Here is a 17652-nt window from a genome sequence, read left to right as displayed (position 1 = left end):
GTTATGAGTTATGAGGCCGCCGACAACAGGTACGACCAGATCTCCTACCGCCGCACCGGGCGGAGCGGGCTCAAGCTGCCCGCCATCTCCCTCGGGCTGTGGCACAACTTCGGGGACGACAAGCCGATCGAGACGCAGCGGGCCATCCTGCGCCGGGCGTTCGACCTCGGGGTCACCCACTTCGACCTCGCCAACAACTACGGGCCGCCGTACGGCTCGGCCGAGACGAACTTCGGGCAGATCTTCGCCCAGGACTTCCGCCCGTACCGGGATGAGCTGATCATCTCCACGAAGGCGGGCTACGACATGTGGCCCGGCCCGTACGGCGAGTGGGGGTCCCGCAAGTACCTCCTGGCGAGCCTCGACCAGTCGCTCAAGCGGATGGGCGTCGAGTACGTCGACATCTTCTACAGCCACCGTTTCGACCCCGAAACGCCCCTCGAGGAGACGATGGGCGCCCTGGACCACGCCGTACGGTCGGGCAAGGCGCTGTACGCCGGCATCTCCTCCTACTCCCCGGAGCGTACGGAGGAGGCCGCGGCGATCCTCAAGGACATGGGCACCCCGCTGCTGATCCACCAGCCCTCGTACTCCATGCTCAACCGCTGGATCGAGGGCGGCCTGCTCGACACGCTGGAGCAGGTGGGCGCGGGCTGCATCGCCTTCTCGCCGCTGGCCCAGGGCATGCTGACCGACAAGTACCTGAACGGCGTCCCCGAGGGGTCGCGGGCCAGCCAGGGCAAGTCGCTGTCGCCCGACCTGCTCACCGACGAGACCCTCGCGCACGTCCGGAAGCTCAACGCGATGGCCGGCGAGCGCGGCCAGTCGCTCGCGCAGATGGCGCTCGCCTGGACGCTGCGCGACCCGCGGGTCACCTCGGCGCTGATCGGCGCCAGCAGCGTCGCCCAGCTCGAGGACAGCCTCGGCGCCCTGGACAACCTCGACTTCGCCGACGAGGAGCTCGCCGCCATCGACGCCGACGCGGTCGAGGCGGGCATCAACCTCTGGGCCGCCTCCAGCCGCCACTGAAACGAACGGCCCGCCCCCGGCGTATCCGGCCGGGGGCGGGCACCCCTCACGCCGCGAGGAGGAGCGTGGTCGCGCCCGCCGCGATCAGCGCGGCGGCCCACAGCCGGTCGAGGTTGAACCAGGCGCGCCGCAGGATGGTCAGGCCCACCACCTCGTAGACGAGAACGGCGATGGTCCCCGCGACGGCGAGCATCGCGAGCGTGTGCACGATCGTCACGAAGATCGCCGCGGACACCGCGTCGCCGGCGCCCCCGGTCATCCCGTGGGAGTGGGCGTGGGGGACCGACACCGAACCATGGGTCAGCACCGGCAGCAGCATCAGGCCCGCCCCGTGCGCCGACGACATCAGGAACGACCAGCCGGCGAGCTGCCACAGCGACAGCCGCATGCCCACCCAGCGGAAGTGCCGGCTCGACAGCAGCCGCCACAGGCCGAACCCGACGAGCACCACCCCTCCGCCGATCGAGACCACGCGCGAGGTCAGCACCGACCCGGTCAGCGTCACGACCGCGGCGACGACGAACACCGACGCGGCGTGCCCGGCGGCGATCGCCGGCAGCGACTGGAGCACGAGTGCCCGCGACCGTTCCTGCAGCCCGCGGGCGACCGCGAACAGCCACCCCATCCCCGGATTGAGGCCGTGGAAGGCCCCCAGCGCCACGAGCGCGATCAGCGAGCCGTCCTTCATCGGCCCTCCCGGCTCACGGGTAGCAGTAAGAGTCCGAGGACGCGTCCCCACCCTGGAGCCGGGTCTGGTGCGGCCGCAGGCCGCGGAAGTCGTCACCGTTGGGGAAGAAACGCTGGTCGAAGGCGAAGTCCTCGCCCGAGTCGACCTTGGCCATCCACGCTCCGACGCCGTCCGGGTAGAACTGGTCGTCCCATGCCCCGTACAGCGAGTTGGTGACGTACACCCGCTTGCCGTCGCGGCTGACCTCGACCATCTGCGGGCCTCCGGCGAGCGGCCGGTCCGGTGCCGACGGGTGCGGCGTGCGGTTCACGATGCCGCCGATCCGTACCGACCCGGCCTCGACCGGGTGGAACGGGTCGCTCACGTCGTAGCGCTTCAGCTCGCCCGTGCCCCAGCAGGAGACGTACAGGTAGCGGTCGTCCACGGACAGGTCGATGTCGGTGACCAGCGGCGGCACCGCCCCGAACGGCGCGATCACCGGCGGCAGGTCCTCCGCCGTAGCGGCTTCGGCGGGGATAGTGATGACCTTGCGGACCTTGAACTCCCCGTCCTCGCGGTACCAGACCCAGACCGAGGCGGACAGGTCCTCCACGCTGACCACGACGCCGACGAAGCCGTACGTCTTGGTCGGGTCGTGCGCCGGGCGCAGCTCCAGCACCATCTGGTGCTCGTCGCCGAGGTCGACGCGCTGGACGTGACGCCGTTTACGCAGGTCCCAGAAGTGCAGGGCGTGCCCGTACTTGCGGCCGAGCAGCAGGTCGGCGTTGACGCCGTCCTCGATCATCGACGGCGTGCCCCACTCGGAGGTCACCGCGACGTCGTGCGCGATGTGCCACCAGAAGTCGTACGCCAGGTACTGCGGGCCCCGGTCGACCTCCCACCGCCCGAGCACGTCGAAGGACGTGTGATCCAGCAGCGCGATGCCGCCCGGTCCATCATCTCCGTTGGCCCCGCCCAGCGCGGACAGGTAGAGACCTTCCGGCCCGCAGTGCACCGTGTGCGGGCGTGAGTAGCCCGCCCGCTTGGCCAGCTCGTCCGGTTCGAGGATCTTGGTGATCGCCGGCTTGGTCGGGTCGTCCTTGACGTCGATGATGTACACGCGCGAGGAGCGCAGCCCCGGGACCACCAGGTAGCGACGTTCGATGTGCGGGTGCGGAGCGTACGGGCACAGCGCGCTGCTGCAGGCGTTCCAGCCGAAGTGGTGCAGTTCGTCCCCGGTGTAGGGCAGGTCGGTCCAGCCGACCACCGAGCCGTACGACGTGGATCCGGGGTCGACGTCGATCACCGCGATCGCGTCGGGCTTCTCGGCCGCGCGGTCGAAGGCGGCCACGTACGCGAGGGACTCCGGCGGCGCGGCGACCGCGTCGCGGGGGGAGGGGTAGAAGGTCGGGTCGGGCTTCCAGAGGGCCACGCCACAACTCCTTCGCACGGCGGCATCTCGAATACCGCGAGGTGACCAGGGCAAATGCCATCCTGATGCATATTCCCTATCTGATCAATAGGGAATATGCTAGGGGGTCCGAGCATCTGTCGGTTCTGGACAGGTCATGGTTCCTCCGGTTTGTACCCGGACACATGCCGGGCCTACCGGAGGGCTGGCAAAATCGGGCTACGTGATCGAGCAGCGAGAGAGCCAGAGGGCACCGCACCGTGGTCGCGGAAGGACGTCCCGCGACCGGGTGAAGCGAGGCGACCGGACGGCGCCGCACCGTGGCCGCGAGGCCGGCGAAGGAGGCCCCGTGACCGAGCTCGTGCAGCTGCTCACCCCGGAGGGCGAGCGACTCGACCACCCCGACTACCCCCTGGATCTGACCGCCGGTCAGGTCCAGGAGCTTTTCCGGGACATGTCGCTGGCGCGGCGGCTCGACACGGAGGCGATGGCCCTGCAACGGCAGGGCGAGCTGGGGCTCTGGGCGCCGCTGCTCGGCCAGGAGGCCGCGCAGGTCGGCGCCGCCCGCGCGCTGGCGTCCACCGACTACGTCTTCCCCAGCTACCGCGAGCACGCCATCGCCATGGCGCGCGGTGTCACGGTCGGCGAGCTGCTGAAGAACTGGCGCGGCACCGACCACGGCGGGTGGGACGCCGAGAAGGTCCGCATGGCCCTCTACGCGATCGTGATCGGCGCGCAGACGCTCCACGCGGTCGGGTACGCCATGGGCGTGCAGCGCGACGGCGCCGACGAGGCCGTGCTCGCCTGCTTCGGTGACGGCGCGAGCAGCCAGGGCGACGTCAACGAGGCGTTCGTGTGGGCGGGCGCGCAGAACGCCCCGGTCGTCTTCTTCTGCCAGAACAACCAGTGGGCGATCTCCGCCCGGCTGGAGACCCAGACGCGCGTGCCGCTCTACCGGCGCGGCTTCGGGTTCGGCTTTCCCGGCGTGCGCGTCGACGGCAACGACGTGTTCGCCTGCCTGGCGGTGACGCGCGCCGCGCTGGAGCGGGCGCGCGACGGCGAGGGGCCGACGTTGATCGAGGCCTTCACGTACCGGATGAGCGCCCACACCAGCTCCGACGACCCGACCCGCTACCGTACCGGCGCCGAGCTGGAGGCCTGGCGGCTGAAGGATCCGATCGAGCGCGTCCGGGCGTACCTCACCAAGAACCGGCTGGCCGGCGACGACTTCTTCGAGTCCGTCGACGCCGACGCCGACGCGCTGGGCCGCCAGGTGCGCGCCGACTGCCGCGCGCTGCCCGACCCGGAGCCGCAGGCGATCTTCGAGCACGTGTACGCGGGCGTGCACGAGCAGCTCGCCGAGGAGTGCGCGGCGTTCACCGCGTACCTCGACGGCTTCGCCGGCTGAGCGGCCGCCCGGCCCCTCCGCGACGCGCGAGGGCCCCCGGGCGGTCCCTGGGAGACGTCTTCGGTACCCTTTCGGTGACCTCGGTGTACGCACGCTGTGGGTTCTTGCTTAGGATGTGCTTCCCTCGACATTCGCGGCGGCCCGGCCGTCGGGGCCACCGGGCCATCGTCACCGGAGGAGGAACGTTGAGCACTCCGAGAACGCCCGACAACCTCGACCTGGCCACGACCGCACGGGAGATGGCCGACCAGGCACCGGCCGGATCACTCGAGAAGGCCGTCGCCGGATCGGTCGCCATCACCTGCGCCACGACCCGCACCTACGAAGAGGCGATCGACGTCCTCGGGGGCATCCAGCCCGTCGAGGTGCGCCGGCCCGCGATCGAGTTCCTCGAGCGCCTCGCCCTCGCCGAACAGTGACGCGGCCGGCCGTGAGCCGCCTCGACTGCTCCGAACCCTTCGGCACAAAGTAGACTCCGCACCGTGTCCGAGGCGAAGTTCGAGATCCAGATGCTGGGCGATCGGGTGATGGTGCGCCCCGACAAGGAGGGCGAGCGCCGCAGCACCGGCGGCATCGTCATCCCCGCGACGGCCGAGATGGCCAACCGCCTCGTCTGGGGCGAGGTGTGCGGCGTCGGCCATCACGTTCGTTCGGTCAAGGTCGGCGACAAGGTCCTGTTCAAGGACGAGGACCAGTTCGAGGTCGAGGTGCAGGGCGCGATCTACCTGGTGATGCGCGAGCGCGACCTGCACGCGGTGGCCAGCGAGCGCCCGGAGTACGGCACCGGCCTCTACCTCTGAGCGCCGGGGCCGGTCAGGTCCCGCGCCGGCGGTGCCGCGGCCCGCTCCACCGCGGGCCTCGGCACGAAGGCGCGCGCGAGTACGGACCCGACGACCCCGATCACCGCCGCGGCGATCATCACCCGGTTCAGGCCGCCGGACGTCCCGGCGCCGTGCCGCTGGAACAGCCCCCCGAAGACGGCCACGCCGAGGGTCTGGCCCAGCTGCCGGAACGTCGTCATCGCGCCCGCGGCCATGCCGCTCCGCTCCGGCGGCAGCGCCGCGAACACCGCCGCCCCCATCGCCGGCCCGCCCAGGCCGACGCCGACACCGGTGACGGCCAGGCCTGCCGCGAGCGTGCCGGCGGACGCGTTCGCGCCCGGCACCGCCTGGAGTGCGCAGCCGATCCCGCTCAGCAGCAGGCCCCAGGCGAGGAGCGCCCGGGGTGACCGGCCGCGCAACCGCCGCCCGCCGGCCAGCGAGGTCACCAAGGACGCCAGCGCGAGCGGCATCAGCGCGAGCCCGGCGCGCACCGGCCCCAGCCCGAGCCCCGACTGCAGCCGGATCGACGTGTAGACGAGCGCGGCGAAGGCCGCCGTCGAGGCGAGCACGCAGGCCATCACGGCGGAGAACGACGCGCGGGCGAACAGCCGGACGTCCAGCAGCGGCGTGCGGCTGCGCAGCTCGGCGTACGCGAAGACGGCCAGCGCGAGCACCGCGACGACGAGGGCCGCGGCCCGGCCCTGCCGGCCGGCCGGCCGTCAGGCCGTACGTGAGCGCGCCGGCGGCCAGGGCGAAGGTGATCACTCCGGCCAGGTCGAAACGCGCCTCGGCGTGCCGCCGTCCCTTCTCCAGCACCCGAGATGACAGCGCGATCGTGGCGACGGCGAGAGGCACGTTGAGGAAGAAGATCGCCCGCCAGCTCAGGTACTCGGTGAGGACGCCGCCGAGCATCGGCCCGATCGCGGCCGAAAGGCCGGTCACCGCGCCGAAGACCCCCATCGCCCGGCCCAGGTCCGGCCCCCGGTAGACGGATCCGATCAGCGCGAAGGCGGTCACCGCCATCGCCGCCCCGCCGACGCCCTGCACCCCGCGGGCGCCGACCAGGACCGCCGGGCTCCACGCCAGGCCGCAGGCCAGCGAGGCGGCACCGAAGACCGCCAGCCCGGCGAGGTACACGCGGCGCGCGCCGAGCCGGTCCGCCAGCGACCCCATCGTGAGCATCAGGACGGCGAGCACCAGGGTGTAGACGTCGGCCACCCACGAGAGCGTGGACAGCGACGCCGACAGGCCCGTGCCGATCGCGGGCAGCGCGACGGACAGCACGGTGGTGTCGAGCAGGAACATGAAGGTGCCGAGACAGACGGCCAGCAGAGGCCACCACGAACGCATGAGACTCCTTTGCCGGGAGAGGCGGGACGTCCCTTACGTTCGCGATCGGCAGGCCGATGCCGCCAGCGTGGTCCCGATTCGCGACGGATACCGGCATACTCTCGTGAATGAAGACCGATACCGTCTCGCTGGACGCGGTCGACCAGAGCCTCGTGCACGCGCTGCAGATCGACGGCCGTGCTCCGTTCCGCGCCGTCGGGGAGGTCCTCGGCGTCTCGGAGAACACCGTCGCCCGCCGCTACCGCCGGCTGCGCGCCGCCGGGGTCCTCCGCGTCGTCGGCACCCTCAACGGAGGCCGGCTCGGCTACAGCAACTGGACCATCCGGCTGCAGTGCACGCCGGACGCCGCGAACGCCATCGCCCGGGCGATCGCCGCCCGCCCCGACACCTCCTACGTCCACCTGCTCTCCGGCGGCACCGAGATCTCCTGTAGCGCGCAGACGCCCGGCCCCGACGAGAGCGAGGCCCTGCTCCTGCACCGGCTCCCCAGGACCAGCCGCGTCACGTCCGTCTCGGCCCACCTGCTCCTCGGCCACCACGCGCTGCCCAGCACCTGGGCCGGGCCCGCCCGGCTCAGCCCCGACCAGACGGCGCTGCTGGCCCCGCCGCCGGCCGAGGACGGCGAGGTGACCCTCGGGCCGGCCGACCGCCCGCTGTTCGACCTGCTGTCCCGCGACGGCCGCGCGAGCTACGCGGAACTCGCCGAGGCGACGGGCTGGTCGGAGGCGACCGTACGGCGCCGTATGGCCGCCCTGCGCCGGTCCGGGGCGCTCACCTTCCTCGTCGACATCCCCCCGTCGGCGCTGGGCTTCCGCGCGGAGGCCCGCCTGTGGATGTCGGTGCGCCCGTCCCGGCTCACCGCCGTGGCGGCGGCGATGGCCGAGCACCCGGAGGTCTCCCTCGTGGCCCTGACCACCGGCCCGACGAACCTGCTCGCGGCGGTGAACTGCCGGGACTCGATGGACCTGGCCCGCTACCTGACCGAGAGCGTCGCCTCACTGGACGACATCCGCGCGGTCGAGACGGCCCCGATCATCCGTACGGTGAAGCGGGCCGGAGCCCTGCTCCCGCTCGACGTCAGGAATCCAGGCCCGACGCGAGCAGCTCCAGCGTGTCGATGAGGCGGTTGGAGAAGCCCCACTCGTTGTCGTACCAGGCCGCCACCTTGACGTGCCTGCCGTCGACGCGGGTGAGGGCGGCGTCGAAGATCGCCGACGCCGGGTGGCCGGTGATGTCGCTGGAGACCAGCGGCTCGTCGGCGTAGTCGAGGACGCCCTCGAGCCGGCCGTCGGCGGCGGTGCGGTAGGCCGCGAGCACCTCGTCGCGGGTGACCTCGCGGGAGACCGTGGTGTTCAGCTCCACGATCGAGCCGACCGGCACCGGCACGCGGATCGAGTCGCCCGACAGCTTGCCGTCGAGGTTCGGCAGCACCAGGCCGATGGCCTTGGCGGCCCCGGTGGTGGTGGGCACGATGTTCACCCCGGCGGCGCGGGCGCGGCGCAGGTCGCGGTGGGGGCCGTCCTGGAGGTTCTGCTCCTGGGTGTAGGCGTGCACCGTGGTCATGAAGCCGTGCTCGATGCCGGCCAGGTCGTCCAGCACGGACGCCAGGGGAGCCAGCGCGTTCGTGGTGCACGAGGCGTTCGAGACGATCACGTGCTCGGCGGGGTCGTACGCGTCGGTGTTCACGCCGTAGGCGAGCGTGACGTCGGCGCCGGCGGAGGGGGCGCTCACCAGCACGCGTCCGGCGCCGGCGCGGATGTGCGCGCGGGCGGCGTCCGCCGAGGTGAAGCGGCCGGTCGACTCCAGCACGATGTCGATGCCCAGGTCGGCCCACGGCAGGTCGGCGGGGTCGCGTTCGGCGAGCACCGTGATGCGGCGGCCGTCGACCACGAGCTGGGATCCGTCGACCTCCACGGAGCGGCCGAGGCGGCCGAGCGCGCTGTCGTACTTGAGCAGGTGCGCGAGCGTCTCGGGGGCGGTGAGGTCGTTGATGGCGACCACGTCGAGTTTGCTGTCGCGCTCCAGCAGGGCCCGGAGCGTGTTGCGTCCGATGCGGCCGAATCCGTTGACGGCGATGCGGGTCATGGAGACTCCTTTCGTTACGCCTCTCCATGCTCGACATCGCGGCGGCGGGCGGACAGTGGCTTGGGAGACAATGTGCGCAAGGATCTCGCCAGTACTTTCGCCACTGATCGCAAGGATCGCGCCAACGGACGCGTCAACGCACGCATCAACGGATGCGTCAACGGACGTGTCAACGGGCGCGTCAACGGACCTCAGGCCGAAAAGGTGTGCCGGTACTCCGTCGGCGAGGTGCCGAGAATGCGCTGGAAGTGCAGGCGCAGGTTCGCGGCGGTGCCGAGCCCGACCCGGTCGGCGATCTGCCCCACGGCCAGATCGGTGCGTTCGAGCAGCTCGCGCGCCAGGTCCACCCGCGCCCGGAGCACCCACTGCATCGGCGTGTAGCCGGTGTCCTCCACGAACCGCCGGGAGAAGGTGCGCGCCGACACCCGCGCGTTGCGGGCGAGCGCCTCCAGGGTCAGGGGTTCGTCGAGGTGCTTCAGCGCCCACTCGCGTGTGCTCGCGAACACGTCGCCGAGCGGTTCGGGCACGCTCCGGGGGACGTACTGCGCCTGGCCGCCGCTGCGGTAGGGCGCCGCCACCAGCCGTCTCGCCACGCGGTTGGAGAGCGCGACGCCGTGGTCGCGCCGCACCAGGTGCAGGCACAGGTCGATGCCGGAGGCCGCGCCCGCCGAGGTGAGCACGCCGCCCTCGTCGACGAACAGCACGTTCTCGTCCACTCGCACGAGCGGATGCCGTTCGGCCAGGATCTTCGTGTAGTGCCAGTGGGTCGTCGCCCGCTTGCCGTCGAGCAGGCCCGTCGCCGCCAGCGCGAACGCCCCGGTCGAGATGGCCGCGAGCCGGGTGCCGCGCTCATGGGCGGCCAGGAGCGCGCCGACGACCGCCGCCGGCGGATCGGTGGTCGCCGGCTCCCGATAGCCGGGGATGAAGACCGTGTCGGCGCGCTCCAGTGTCTCCAGGCCGTCGGCCACGTGGTACGACAGGCCGTCGCCGCCGGTCACCGGCCCGGGCGCGGCACCGCACACCCGCACCTCGTACGGCATGCCCGGCCGACTGGAGAACACCTGCGCGGGGATGCCGACGTCGAGCGGCTTCGCCCCCTCCAGCACGAGTACGGCGATGCGGTGGTTCTCCCGGCTCATCCCGCCATCATCTCGCCCGGCACGGGGAGGCGAGGCTCAGGGGATCGGGACCGACCGTACGTTCACGGCACCCTTGGCCGGGTCCAGCTCGTCGGACTGGGAGACGCCCGGCGGGGTGATCACGTCCATCGCCCGCGGCACGGTCGCCGGGTCGGCCGCGCAGATCGGGCCCGAGGCGTCCGGCCCGCAGACTCCGAACGCGTACGGCTGTGGCGTCGCGGCGAAGCCGCGCGCCTGGTCGGCGCTGTAGCCGTCCTGGCCGTGCAGCACGACCGCGAAGCTCCAGCCGGGGCCCGGCGTGCCGAACGTCGCCTTCGGCAGCGCGATCGTGATGGTCCGTGCGGCCTGCGACGACCGTACGGCCGCGCCGCTCCTCGCGCCGCCCGCCGCGTCCACCCAGACCGGCGCGGCGAAGCCCTGGACCTCCACGCGCTGGGTCCAGGAGTCGCCGAGCGTGTAGTTTCGCGCGGGCGACGCGGCCTGGTCGGAGGCGGGCGAGACACCGGGCTGCCGCACGTAGACGTCGAGGAGCTGCGCGCCGATCGGGCTGCCGAACGTCGGCGTCAGGTCGCGCAGCCGCGCCTGCAGGTACACCGTCGTCGCGTCGCTGATCACCTGGAACCGCTCCAGGTCGTACGCGCCGGCGTGGAAGTCGGCCGCGGTCGGGTAGGCGAAGGTGCCCGGCCCGTGGTCGTCGCCGTCCGGGTCCGTCACGTCCAGTGCGGTGGTGCCGCCGGTCAGCTCGCCCACGACCGTGCGCTGCGCGTACGCCGTGCGCCCGTTGCCGGTCGCCGCCACGGTGAGCACGGTCGTGCCGAAGCTCACCGGCACGTCGACCGTGAACGTCCCGTCCGCGCCGGCCCGCGCCGAGGCGACCCGGGTGCCGGCGCCGACGTCCGTGCCGGCCGAGGCGACCTCGACCCGCGCTCCGGGCTCCGTCGTGCCGGTGACCTCGGCCGTCGTCCCGGAGACCGAGGTGCCGTCCGCGGGGCCGGTGACGGTCAGGGGCAGCGCCGCGGGGGCGTGGGCGTACCGGTCACGGACGACGGCGGGCCGTTCGAGCACGCGCCCGGCGCCGAGGTCGAGCGCCAGCCGTACGACCTGCGCCTGCGCCCAGGTGAGCGGCGAGGCCGAGCCGGCCGCCCGCCCGTTCGCGAAGCCGATCGACGCGGTGGCCGGGTCCGCGCCGTACGGGCTCGCGGGCAGGTCCGGGTTCTCCCAGGCCTGTTCGGGCACCAGGCCGGTGGGGGAGTAGCGGCTCATCGAGGTGAGCAGCGCCGAGGCCGACCGGGTGTCGTGGATTTGGAGGTCGTGTTCGGCCCGCTCGCCGGACAGCACCGGCCACACGTGCCCGGATCCGGTGTTCCCGGTCGGCCACGGCCGGCCTTCCGGGTCGCAGGCGGTCGGGTCGGCCACGTGACAGTCGCCGTACCCGTCCTCGGAGCCTCCGGTGTCGGAGCCGTAGCGGTACCAGGCCGGGCCGGTCCGCGTGGCGTGCCCGATGACCTTGTCCACGACCGGCAGGGAGGCGGTCACGTCCGGATCGTCCGGGGCGAGCACGCCCAGGCGGGGCAGCTCCAGGAACCCCGCGTCGACCACCCGCCGCTGATCCTCGGCAGGTCCGCCGTTGCCCAGCCCGTACGACGTCGCGGCGTCCGGGTCGCCGTTCTTGGACAGCCGCAGGAAGTACCGCTTGCCGTAGGGCCCGGTCGTGGTCACCGTCCAACCCTTGACCGAACGGGCGAAGTGGTCGGCGGTCGCGCGGTAGAGCCGGGCCCGCGCGTCGTCGCCGTGCCGGGCCGCGATCTCCCCGCCCGCGACCAGCCCGGCGATCTCGGCCGCGATGGTCGAGGGGGAGTACCCGGACTGCTCCTCCCAGCGCTCCACGCCGAACGACGGGCCGTGCGCGACCAGGAAGTCCGCGGCCTTCCGCACGTGGTCGCGCCACAGGGCGGTGTCCCCGCCCAGCCCCGCCTGGTAGGCCATGAGGATCGGGTAGGCGGTCTCGTCCAGCTGGTCGCCGCCGGTGTCCGGGGCGACCTGCCCGTTCAGCAGCGAGTTGCGCGGCAGCCGCCCGTCGGGCAGCTGCTGGCGCTCCAGCAGGAACCGCGCGGTCGCCCGCGCCGTCGCCAGGTCCCCGTCGGTGAGGAACCCGGTGAAGGCCTCGTACAGGTCGCGGGAGAACACCTCGCGGTAGGAGCCGAAGTAGAACGGCCGCCCGCCGGAGCGGCCCGCCGCGCCGATCGCCTGCCCCCACGGACTGGCCAGGGACGCCACGACCGCGCCGGGGAAGGTCTTGTCCTCGCTCGCCTTGATGACGTTGGCCGACAGGTAGTACGCGTTCGCGTACGCGGCGGGAGGCCGGCGCAGACCGCGGTCATAGGCCCGCCAGCCGCCGAGGTAGTCGTTCTCCGTCGCGGCGAACGGCCGTGACACGGAGGCCCCGGCCGTACCGGCGGCCTGGTCCGCGGTACGGCCGAAGCCGAGCGCGAAGGTCGTCTCGCCGTGGCTCAGCGGCAGGCGTGCGGTCGCGACGACGTTGCCGTCGGGCGCGGAGTCGTTCGGGCCGAGCGCGTGACGTGCGTCCAGCATGGCCGCGCCGTCGCTCGCGGTGCCGGCGTACCCGACGCTCGCCTCCGGCAGCGCCCGCCCGGCGCGCAGGGCGACGTAGGTCGGGACGGCGTAGTCGCGGTTCGTGGCGCTGGTGAGGGTGTTCTCGTCGCCGACGACGGGCACGCCGTGCCGGACCGTCGCGGTGTCGCCGCCCGCGTTCGCGTCCCCACCGCCGCCGTTGCCGTTGATGCTCGTGTCCAGCCGGACGTACAGCCGCAGCGGGGTCTTCGCCTCCAGGCGGGTGCGCACCACCACGGCGTCGCGGCGCGGATCGGTCACGTACGTCGTGACGAGGCGGTACCGCCCGGCCTTGCTCGCGGTGGTGACCGTGCAGGCCATCCCGGTCGGATCGGTCGCGACGCTGTAGGTCGTGTCCCGGCCCTGCAACTCGGTGAACGTCCGCCCGTCGGTGACCGCGAACCGCATCGACTCGACGTTCGTGTTGTCGGCCGTCGGCTCGTACACGTCGGACAGCACACCGCCCGCCACGGTGAACCAGATCTTCGACCCGCCGTGCGCGGTCCCGACGCAGTCCTTGCGCGCGAGGTCGAAGTGGGACTCGGCACCCGGCCCGTCCGCCGCGTGCGCGGCGCCGGCGGGCACCGCGGCGAGCGGCACGGTGAGGGCGACGGCGAGCACACCGATATGCGGACGACGCATGGGAGCCTCCGGCATTTGTTGTGCCGCCCAGCAAAGGCCCGCCGCTGATCTTCTGTCAACGTCCGGATCCGGCCGTGACGTCCGGATCCTGCTGGAGGGCGGGGAGCAGGGACAGCAGCAGGCCGGTCGCCGCGAACACCCCCGCGCCGAGGAATGCGACGCTGAGGTCGGGCAGGCGGCCGGGGCGGGTGGAGACGGCGACCAGGGTGGCCAGGCCGAGCGCGCCGCCCATCTGCCGTGTCGTGTTGACCAGGCCGCTGACCAGGCCGGTTTCCTCAGTGGCCGCTCCGGCCACGGCCAGGGAGGTGATGTGGACGAACGCGGTGCCGACGCCGGCGCCCACGAGAAGGAACGGGCCGAGCAGCCGGAGGAGACCGGCGTGCGGGTCGGCCGGCGCGAGCCACGCCAGCCCCACGGTCAGCACGGCCGGCCCCGCGGCCAGGGCGGCCCGGGGCCCGGCGGTCGCGGCGACGCGGGGGGCCAGCAGACCGCCGGCGGTGATGGTCAGCGCGATCGGCAGCTGCGTGAGGCTGGTCTCCAGCGGTGTCATCCCCAGCAGCGTCTGCTGGTACTGGGGCAGGAAGTAGAACAGCCCCACGGTCACCGCGCCGGTCATCAACATGATCGCGTTGGCGATGACCAGGCGGGGCCGCGTGAAGACGGTCAGCGGGACGAGAGGCCGCGAGGCCCGGCGCTCGACGGCCACGAAGGCGGCCAGCGCGAGGACGCCGGCCGTCAGGGCGGTGAGCGTGACCGGGGCGCACCAGCCGGCGCCGGAACCGGACACCAGCCCGTACGCGAGCGCCGCCATCGCCAGCGTGACGGTGACCGCGCCGGCGAGGTCGAAGCCACCGCCCGCGGCGGGGGAGGGGCGCACCGCCGTGAGCACGACCGCGCCGACCGCCAGGCCGACCGGGACGTTGATCACGAAGATCCACGGCCAGCCGAGCGTCTGGCTGAGCACCCCGCCCAGCAGGACGCCCGCGATGCCGCCCGCGCCGGACACTCCGCCCCACACTCCGAGCGCGCGGGACCGCGCGTGACCGTCGGGGAACAGCGTCATCACGATCGACAGTGCGGCCGGTGCCATCACCGCCCCGCCGGCGCCCTGGACGACCCGGCCGCCGACCAGCACCGGCCCGTCCGGTGCCAGCGCGCAGACCGCCGACGCCGCGGTGAACAGCGCCAGGCCGCCGAGGAGGACCGCGCGGCGGCGGAAGACGTCGGCCAGCCGGCCGCCCAGCAGGAGCAGACCGGCGAAGGCGACCAGGTAGCCGTCGACGACCCAGGACAGCCCGGCGGGGCCGAGGTCCAGGCCGCGCCGGATGGAGGGCAGCGCCACGTTCACGATCGAGGAGTCCAGGATCACCATGAACTGCGCGGTGGCCAGACCCGCCAGCGCCCACCCCTGACGGGCCGGGCCGCCGGCGGGCGGGGCGGCGGCCGCCTCCCCGGCGAGGACTCGCGCCGTCATCGCCCGCCACCGGCTTCCAGCCGCTCGGCGGCCGTCCGCGGCGCGGAGGTGTCGATGTCCATGTCGGTGTCTCCTTCCGGTGTCGCCGGGACGGTGGCTCAGGCGTCGGCGATCCACGAGCCGTGGATGCCTGCGACGACCCGGCGCGGCAGGTGAACGGTGGCGACCGGGGCCTTCGCCAGATCGGTGGCATCCAGGACCAGCAGCCGGGAGGCGTCTTCCTTCAGGTCGCCGACCACGGTCAGCAGGTATCCGTGGTCTTCGGCGGTCGCGCCGGCGGCGGGAACGAAGACGGCCTCGCCGGGCAGGCGGCCGTCGCCGACCGGCCGGAGCTGCCGGCCACCGGTGACGCGGTCGTACTTGACCACGCCGTAGCCGCCGACGCCACGCTCGTCGGGGAAGGAGACGGCGTACTGGTAGCGGTGCTCCCGGCCCAGCCGCTCGTCGTTGATGGTGGGGAACTCCACGGTCAGGTCGTCGATGACCGACTCGCCGACCCGGCCCGCCGCCAGGTCGACGGTCCAGCGGCGGGTGAGCGACCGTGAGACCGGCTCGGTGCCACGGCCCGGCCGCCCCGTCCACCAGTTCCACGAGAGCCGGAACCCCTCGCGGTCGACGACCGGGCCTTCGACGACCACGCGTCCGTCACGGTCCTCATAAGCGTTCGCCGCGTGCAGCATGTTGCCGGGTTCGATGGCGAACCAGCGGATCTTCTCGGCTCCTCCGCGGCCGCGCGGCATGACGCCGATGCGCGAGGCCTGGGCATCGCTCCACCCGTACGGGATGCCGGAGGTCTCGGCGGGGTCGAAGGTGACCGACCCCTCGACGAACACGACGTACCGCTCGGTGACCGCGAAGTCGTGCTTGAGCGACGCCGTCGCCCCCGGGACCTCCTGGCTGAAGCGGATCTCACCGTCCGCGGTCGCGACGTGGTAGGTGAGGAAGGGCGGGAACGGAGAGGACCCGAAGAAGTGCAGTTCGCCGGTGACCGGATCGCTCTTGGGGTGGGCGGTCATCGCGGTGGTCAGCTTCCCGCCGAAGTCGTACGCCCCGACGGTGTCCAGCTCGGCCGTCAGCTCGAAGGGGAGGTTGGCCTCGCACAGCGCCAGCAGCCGGCCGGCGTGCTCGATGACGTGGGTGCCGGCCGTGCTCGCGGTGAGGTCGGGACCGCCGTCGGCCATGTACGGGGCGCCGTCCAGCGCGGGCGTGCGCACCCACCGGTTCCGGTACCACTCGGCACGGCCGTCCCGCAGCCGGATGCCGTGCACCATCCCGCTGCCCTTGAACCAGTGCGCCGGGGTGACGCCGGGTTTGGGGTTGTGGCCGTTGCGGACCAGCCGGCCCGTCAGCTCCGGCGGAAGGTGTCCGTCCACGGCCAGGTCCCGCACGGTGATCTCGTCGACGTGTGGGGTGTAGTGACCCGTCAGGTACGGCGTGCTCATTGTCGTTCCTCCCGGTGTGAGTGGTTGACCACTCACTCCTGGCTCAAAGAAATGGCCGGTGCCGTCGCACCGGCCGGTTCAGTAGTGCCGGATGCCCTCCGTCAGCGTGCGCGCCCAGGGTGCGTCCACCTGTTCGACGCCGACGGTGACGACGAGCTGGCACAGTGCCCCGGTGGCGAAGAACCTCTGAATCTCCCCGTCCGCCGCGCCCGACACCCCGCGGACGTACTCCACCAGGCGGGCGTACGCCGTCTGGACGGTCTCGCGGATCGCCGGCTCCGAGACGGCCGCGCACTGCGCGTGCAGCTGCACCATTAGCAGCTCCCGGTCGGCGATCAGCTTCGCGTAGGCGTCGCCCATGGCGTCCAGGACCGCCTCGGGAGAACTCCCCCCGGCGGCCGCCGCCCCGTCGGTCAGGCTGTCCCGGATCCGGGCGAAGCAGTGCTCCACCACCGCCGTGAACAGCGCCTCCTTGTCGGGGAAGAGCCGGTAGACGTACGCCTGCGAGATCCCCGCCCGCTGCGCGACCTCGGTCGTCGTGGTCCCGTAGTAGCCGCGACCCGCGAAGGCGCTGATCGCGGTGCGGAGCACCACCTCGCGCCGCTGGTCCGCGGTGGAGAGCCGGCGTGCTGTCGTCGTCATATGAGTAATAAACCACTCACACTTTCCGGCCGTCAACCGCCGGTCGGTGCCGCTCTCCTCCGGTCAGAGGGGGAGGGTGAAGGGGGCCAGGCGGGTGTAGACGCCGGGGTAGCCCTCGCGGGCGCAGCCGTACGCCCACGACGTGATGCCCGCGAGCCGGCCGTTCACCACGAGCGGGCCGCCGCTGTCGAACTGGCACGTGTCGGCCTTCGGCGAGCCCGCGCAGACCATGTCGCGGTGGTCGAAGGACGAGCCGTACGCGGCCGCGCAGCGCGCGTCGGACACCAGGGGGATCGTGGCCTGGCGCAGGCGCGCGTTGAGCAGGTCGAGTTCGGAGGTCGTGCCCCAGCCGAGCACCTGGGCGGGCGCGCCCGGCGGGTACAGGCCCGCCCGGTCGATCACCGGCAGCGGCTGGCGGTCCAGCACCGGGCGGTTCAGCGTCAGCACGGCCACGTCATGGTGTTCGACCGTCTCGCCCTTGAACTCCGTCTCCTTGAAGTTCGGCTGCACCCAGACCGACTTCACCTGCACGCTCTCGCCGTCCTTCTTGGTCAGGTCGGCGCGGCCGAACGTGACGCTCATCAGGTTCGGCACCGAGCGCAGGAAGTCGACGCAGTGCGCGGCCGTCACCACCTTGTCCGCCGACACCAGCGTGCCGCCGCAGAACTGCCCGGACGGCCGGATGAGGAACGCCGGGGTGCCCACGGCCGCGAGCCAGGGCGGCGGGGCGGCGGCGTCGCCGCCCACGACCGCGTTCGCGGCGGGCGCGGTGAACGGGCCGGCGAGCAGACCCGCGGCCAGCAGCGCCGCCGAGACGAGGGCGGCGAGACGACGGGTGAACAGGGGCATGGGGGAACCTCCGTCCGGATGGGGCAAACCTAGCGGTACCGGACACCGTGCGCGACCCGATG

The 17652-nt window shown here is 72.8% G+C and carries 15 protein-coding genes and 1 pseudogene; 5 read left to right on the top strand and 11 right to left on the bottom strand.

Going from position 1 to position 17652, the window contains the following annotated elements:
- Positions 1-3: 3 nt before the first annotated feature.
- Positions 4-1029: an L-glyceraldehyde 3-phosphate reductase gene (gene mgrA, locus OG417_RS36820; protein ID WP_329238993.1), complete on the top strand. Its 1026-nt coding sequence runs from the start codon at positions 4-6 to the stop codon at positions 1027-1029.
- A gap of 46 nt (positions 1030-1075) precedes the next feature.
- On the opposite strand, the gene OG417_RS36815 is transcribed toward mgrA, so the two are convergent.
- Together OG417_RS36815 and OG417_RS36810 are read right to left on the bottom strand one after the other, a co-directional pair.
- Complete coding sequence (locus OG417_RS36815; RefSeq protein WP_329238990.1) at positions 1076-1717, bottom strand: hypothetical protein; 642 nt, start codon at positions 1715-1717, stop codon at positions 1076-1078.
- Between the two features lie 13 nt (positions 1718-1730).
- Positions 1731-3128 (bottom strand): selenium-binding family protein, encoded by a 1398-nt coding sequence (locus OG417_RS36810; protein ID WP_329238987.1) that lies wholly within the window; start codon positions 3126-3128, stop codon positions 1731-1733.
- A gap of 328 nt (positions 3129-3456) precedes the next feature.
- Between OG417_RS36810 and pdhA the strand changes: the two genes are divergently transcribed.
- The 3 genes from pdhA to OG417_RS36795 all read left to right on the top strand — a co-directional run bounded on the left by pdhA (position 3457) and on the right by OG417_RS36795 (position 5315).
- Positions 3457-4515 carry a pyruvate dehydrogenase (acetyl-transferring) E1 component subunit alpha gene (pdhA, locus tag OG417_RS36805; protein WP_329238984.1) on the top strand — a complete coding sequence of 353 codons (1059 nt, stop codon included), beginning with the start codon at positions 3457-3459 and terminating at the stop codon, positions 4513-4515.
- A 185-nt stretch (positions 4516-4700) separates the two neighbouring features.
- Positions 4701-4934 (top strand): hypothetical protein, encoded by a 234-nt coding sequence (locus tag OG417_RS36800; protein ID WP_329238980.1) that lies wholly within the window; start codon positions 4701-4703, stop codon positions 4932-4934.
- Between the two features lie 63 nt (positions 4935-4997).
- Complete coding sequence (locus OG417_RS36795) at positions 4998-5315, top strand: GroES family chaperonin (protein ID WP_329238977.1); 318 nt, start codon at positions 4998-5000, stop codon at positions 5313-5315.
- Here the strand turns inward: OG417_RS36795 and OG417_RS36790 are convergent.
- Both OG417_RS36790 and OG417_RS54560 read right to left on the bottom strand, forming a co-directional pair.
- Positions 5306-6010 (bottom strand): MFS transporter, encoded by a 705-nt coding sequence (locus OG417_RS36790; protein WP_329238974.1) that lies wholly within the window; start codon positions 6008-6010, stop codon positions 5306-5308. The genes OG417_RS36795 and OG417_RS36790 overlap by 10 nt on opposite strands.
- Positions 6011-6137: 127 nt before the next feature.
- A pseudogene (locus OG417_RS54560) lies at positions 6138-6686 on the bottom strand (MFS transporter); the annotation flags it as partial.
- Positions 6687-6793: 107 nt separating this feature from the next.
- On the opposite strand from OG417_RS54560, the gene OG417_RS36785 reads away from it, so the two are divergent.
- Entirely contained in the window at positions 6794-7807 is a 1014-nt protein-coding gene (locus tag OG417_RS36785) for an Lrp/AsnC family transcriptional regulator (RefSeq protein ID WP_329238972.1), read from the top strand.
- On the opposite strand, the gene gap is transcribed toward OG417_RS36785, so the two are convergent.
- The 7 genes from gap to OG417_RS36750 all read right to left on the bottom strand — a co-directional run bounded on the left by gap (position 7764) and on the right by OG417_RS36750 (position 17590).
- Positions 7764-8771, bottom strand: coding sequence for a type I glyceraldehyde-3-phosphate dehydrogenase (gap, locus tag OG417_RS36780; protein ID WP_329238969.1), 1008 nt, complete (start codon positions 8769-8771; stop codon positions 7764-7766). The genes OG417_RS36785 and gap overlap by 44 nt on opposite strands.
- Before the next feature lie 191 nt (positions 8772-8962).
- The gene (locus tag OG417_RS36775) at positions 8963-9910 is read right to left on the bottom strand and encodes a GlxA family transcriptional regulator (RefSeq protein ID WP_329238966.1); all 948 of its coding nucleotides are present in this window, start codon (positions 9908-9910) and stop codon (positions 8963-8965) included.
- Between the two features lie 36 nt (positions 9911-9946).
- Positions 9947-13183 (bottom strand): glucodextranase DOMON-like domain-containing protein, encoded by a 3237-nt coding sequence (locus tag OG417_RS36770; RefSeq protein WP_329238963.1) that lies wholly within the window; start codon positions 13181-13183, stop codon positions 9947-9949.
- 55 nt (positions 13184-13238) lie between these two features.
- The gene (locus OG417_RS36765; RefSeq protein ID WP_329238960.1) at positions 13239-14657 is read right to left on the bottom strand and encodes an MFS transporter; all 1419 of its coding nucleotides are present in this window, start codon (positions 14655-14657) and stop codon (positions 13239-13241) included.
- Between the two features lie 98 nt (positions 14658-14755).
- A complete protein-coding gene (locus OG417_RS36760) occupies positions 14756-16099 on the bottom strand; it encodes a carotenoid oxygenase family protein (protein WP_329238957.1) in 1344 nt (447 codons plus the stop codon).
- Positions 16100-16177: 78 nt separating this feature from the next.
- Positions 16178-16741, bottom strand: coding sequence for a TetR/AcrR family transcriptional regulator (locus tag OG417_RS36755; protein WP_329238954.1), 564 nt, complete (start codon positions 16739-16741; stop codon positions 16178-16180).
- A 63-nt stretch (positions 16742-16804) separates the two neighbouring features.
- The gene (locus tag OG417_RS36750; protein WP_329238951.1) at positions 16805-17590 is read right to left on the bottom strand and encodes a serine protease; all 786 of its coding nucleotides are present in this window, start codon (positions 17588-17590) and stop codon (positions 16805-16807) included.
- Positions 17591-17652 lie beyond the last annotated feature (62 nt).

The sequence above is a fragment of the Actinoallomurus sp. NBC_01490 genome, from assembly GCF_036227085.1.
GTDB lineage: Bacteria > Actinomycetota > Actinomycetes > Streptosporangiales > Streptosporangiaceae > Actinoallomurus > Actinoallomurus oryzae.
Note: the sequence above shows the minus strand (reverse complement) of the source record. Positions and strands in the feature narration are given on the sequence as shown.

Excerpts from the sequence above, each read along its gene's own strand:
- OG417_RS36775 (WP_329238966.1), bottom strand. The coding sequence starts at position 9,910 with ATGAGCCGGGAGAACCACCGCATCGCCGTACTCGTGCTGGAGGGGGCG.
- OG417_RS36815 (WP_329238990.1), bottom strand. The coding sequence starts at position 1,717 with ATGAAGGACGGCTCGCTGATCGCGCTCGTGGCGCTGGGGGCCTTCCAC.
- mgrA (WP_329238993.1), top strand. The coding sequence starts at position 4 with ATGAGTTATGAGGCCGCCGACAACAGGTACGACCAGATCTCCTACCGC.
- OG417_RS36750 (WP_329238951.1), bottom strand. The coding sequence starts at position 17,590 with ATGCCCCTGTTCACCCGTCGTCTCGCCGCCCTCGTCTCGGCGGCGCTG.
- OG417_RS36760 (WP_329238957.1), bottom strand. The coding sequence starts at position 16,099 with ATGAGCACGCCGTACCTGACGGGTCACTACACCCCACACGTCGACGAG.
- OG417_RS36765 (WP_329238960.1), bottom strand. The coding sequence starts at position 14,657 with ATGACGGCGCGAGTCCTCGCCGGGGAGGCGGCCGCCGCCCCGCCCGCC.
- OG417_RS36785 (WP_329238972.1), top strand. The coding sequence starts at position 6,794 with ATGAAGACCGATACCGTCTCGCTGGACGCGGTCGACCAGAGCCTCGTG.
- gap (WP_329238969.1), bottom strand. The coding sequence starts at position 8,771 with ATGACCCGCATCGCCGTCAACGGATTCGGCCGCATCGGACGCAACACG.
- OG417_RS36770 (WP_329238963.1), bottom strand. The coding sequence starts at position 13,183 with ATGCGTCGTCCGCATATCGGTGTGCTCGCCGTCGCCCTCACCGTGCCG.
- OG417_RS36755 (WP_329238954.1), bottom strand. The coding sequence starts at position 16,741 with ATGACGACGACAGCACGCCGGCTCTCCACCGCGGACCAGCGGCGCGAG.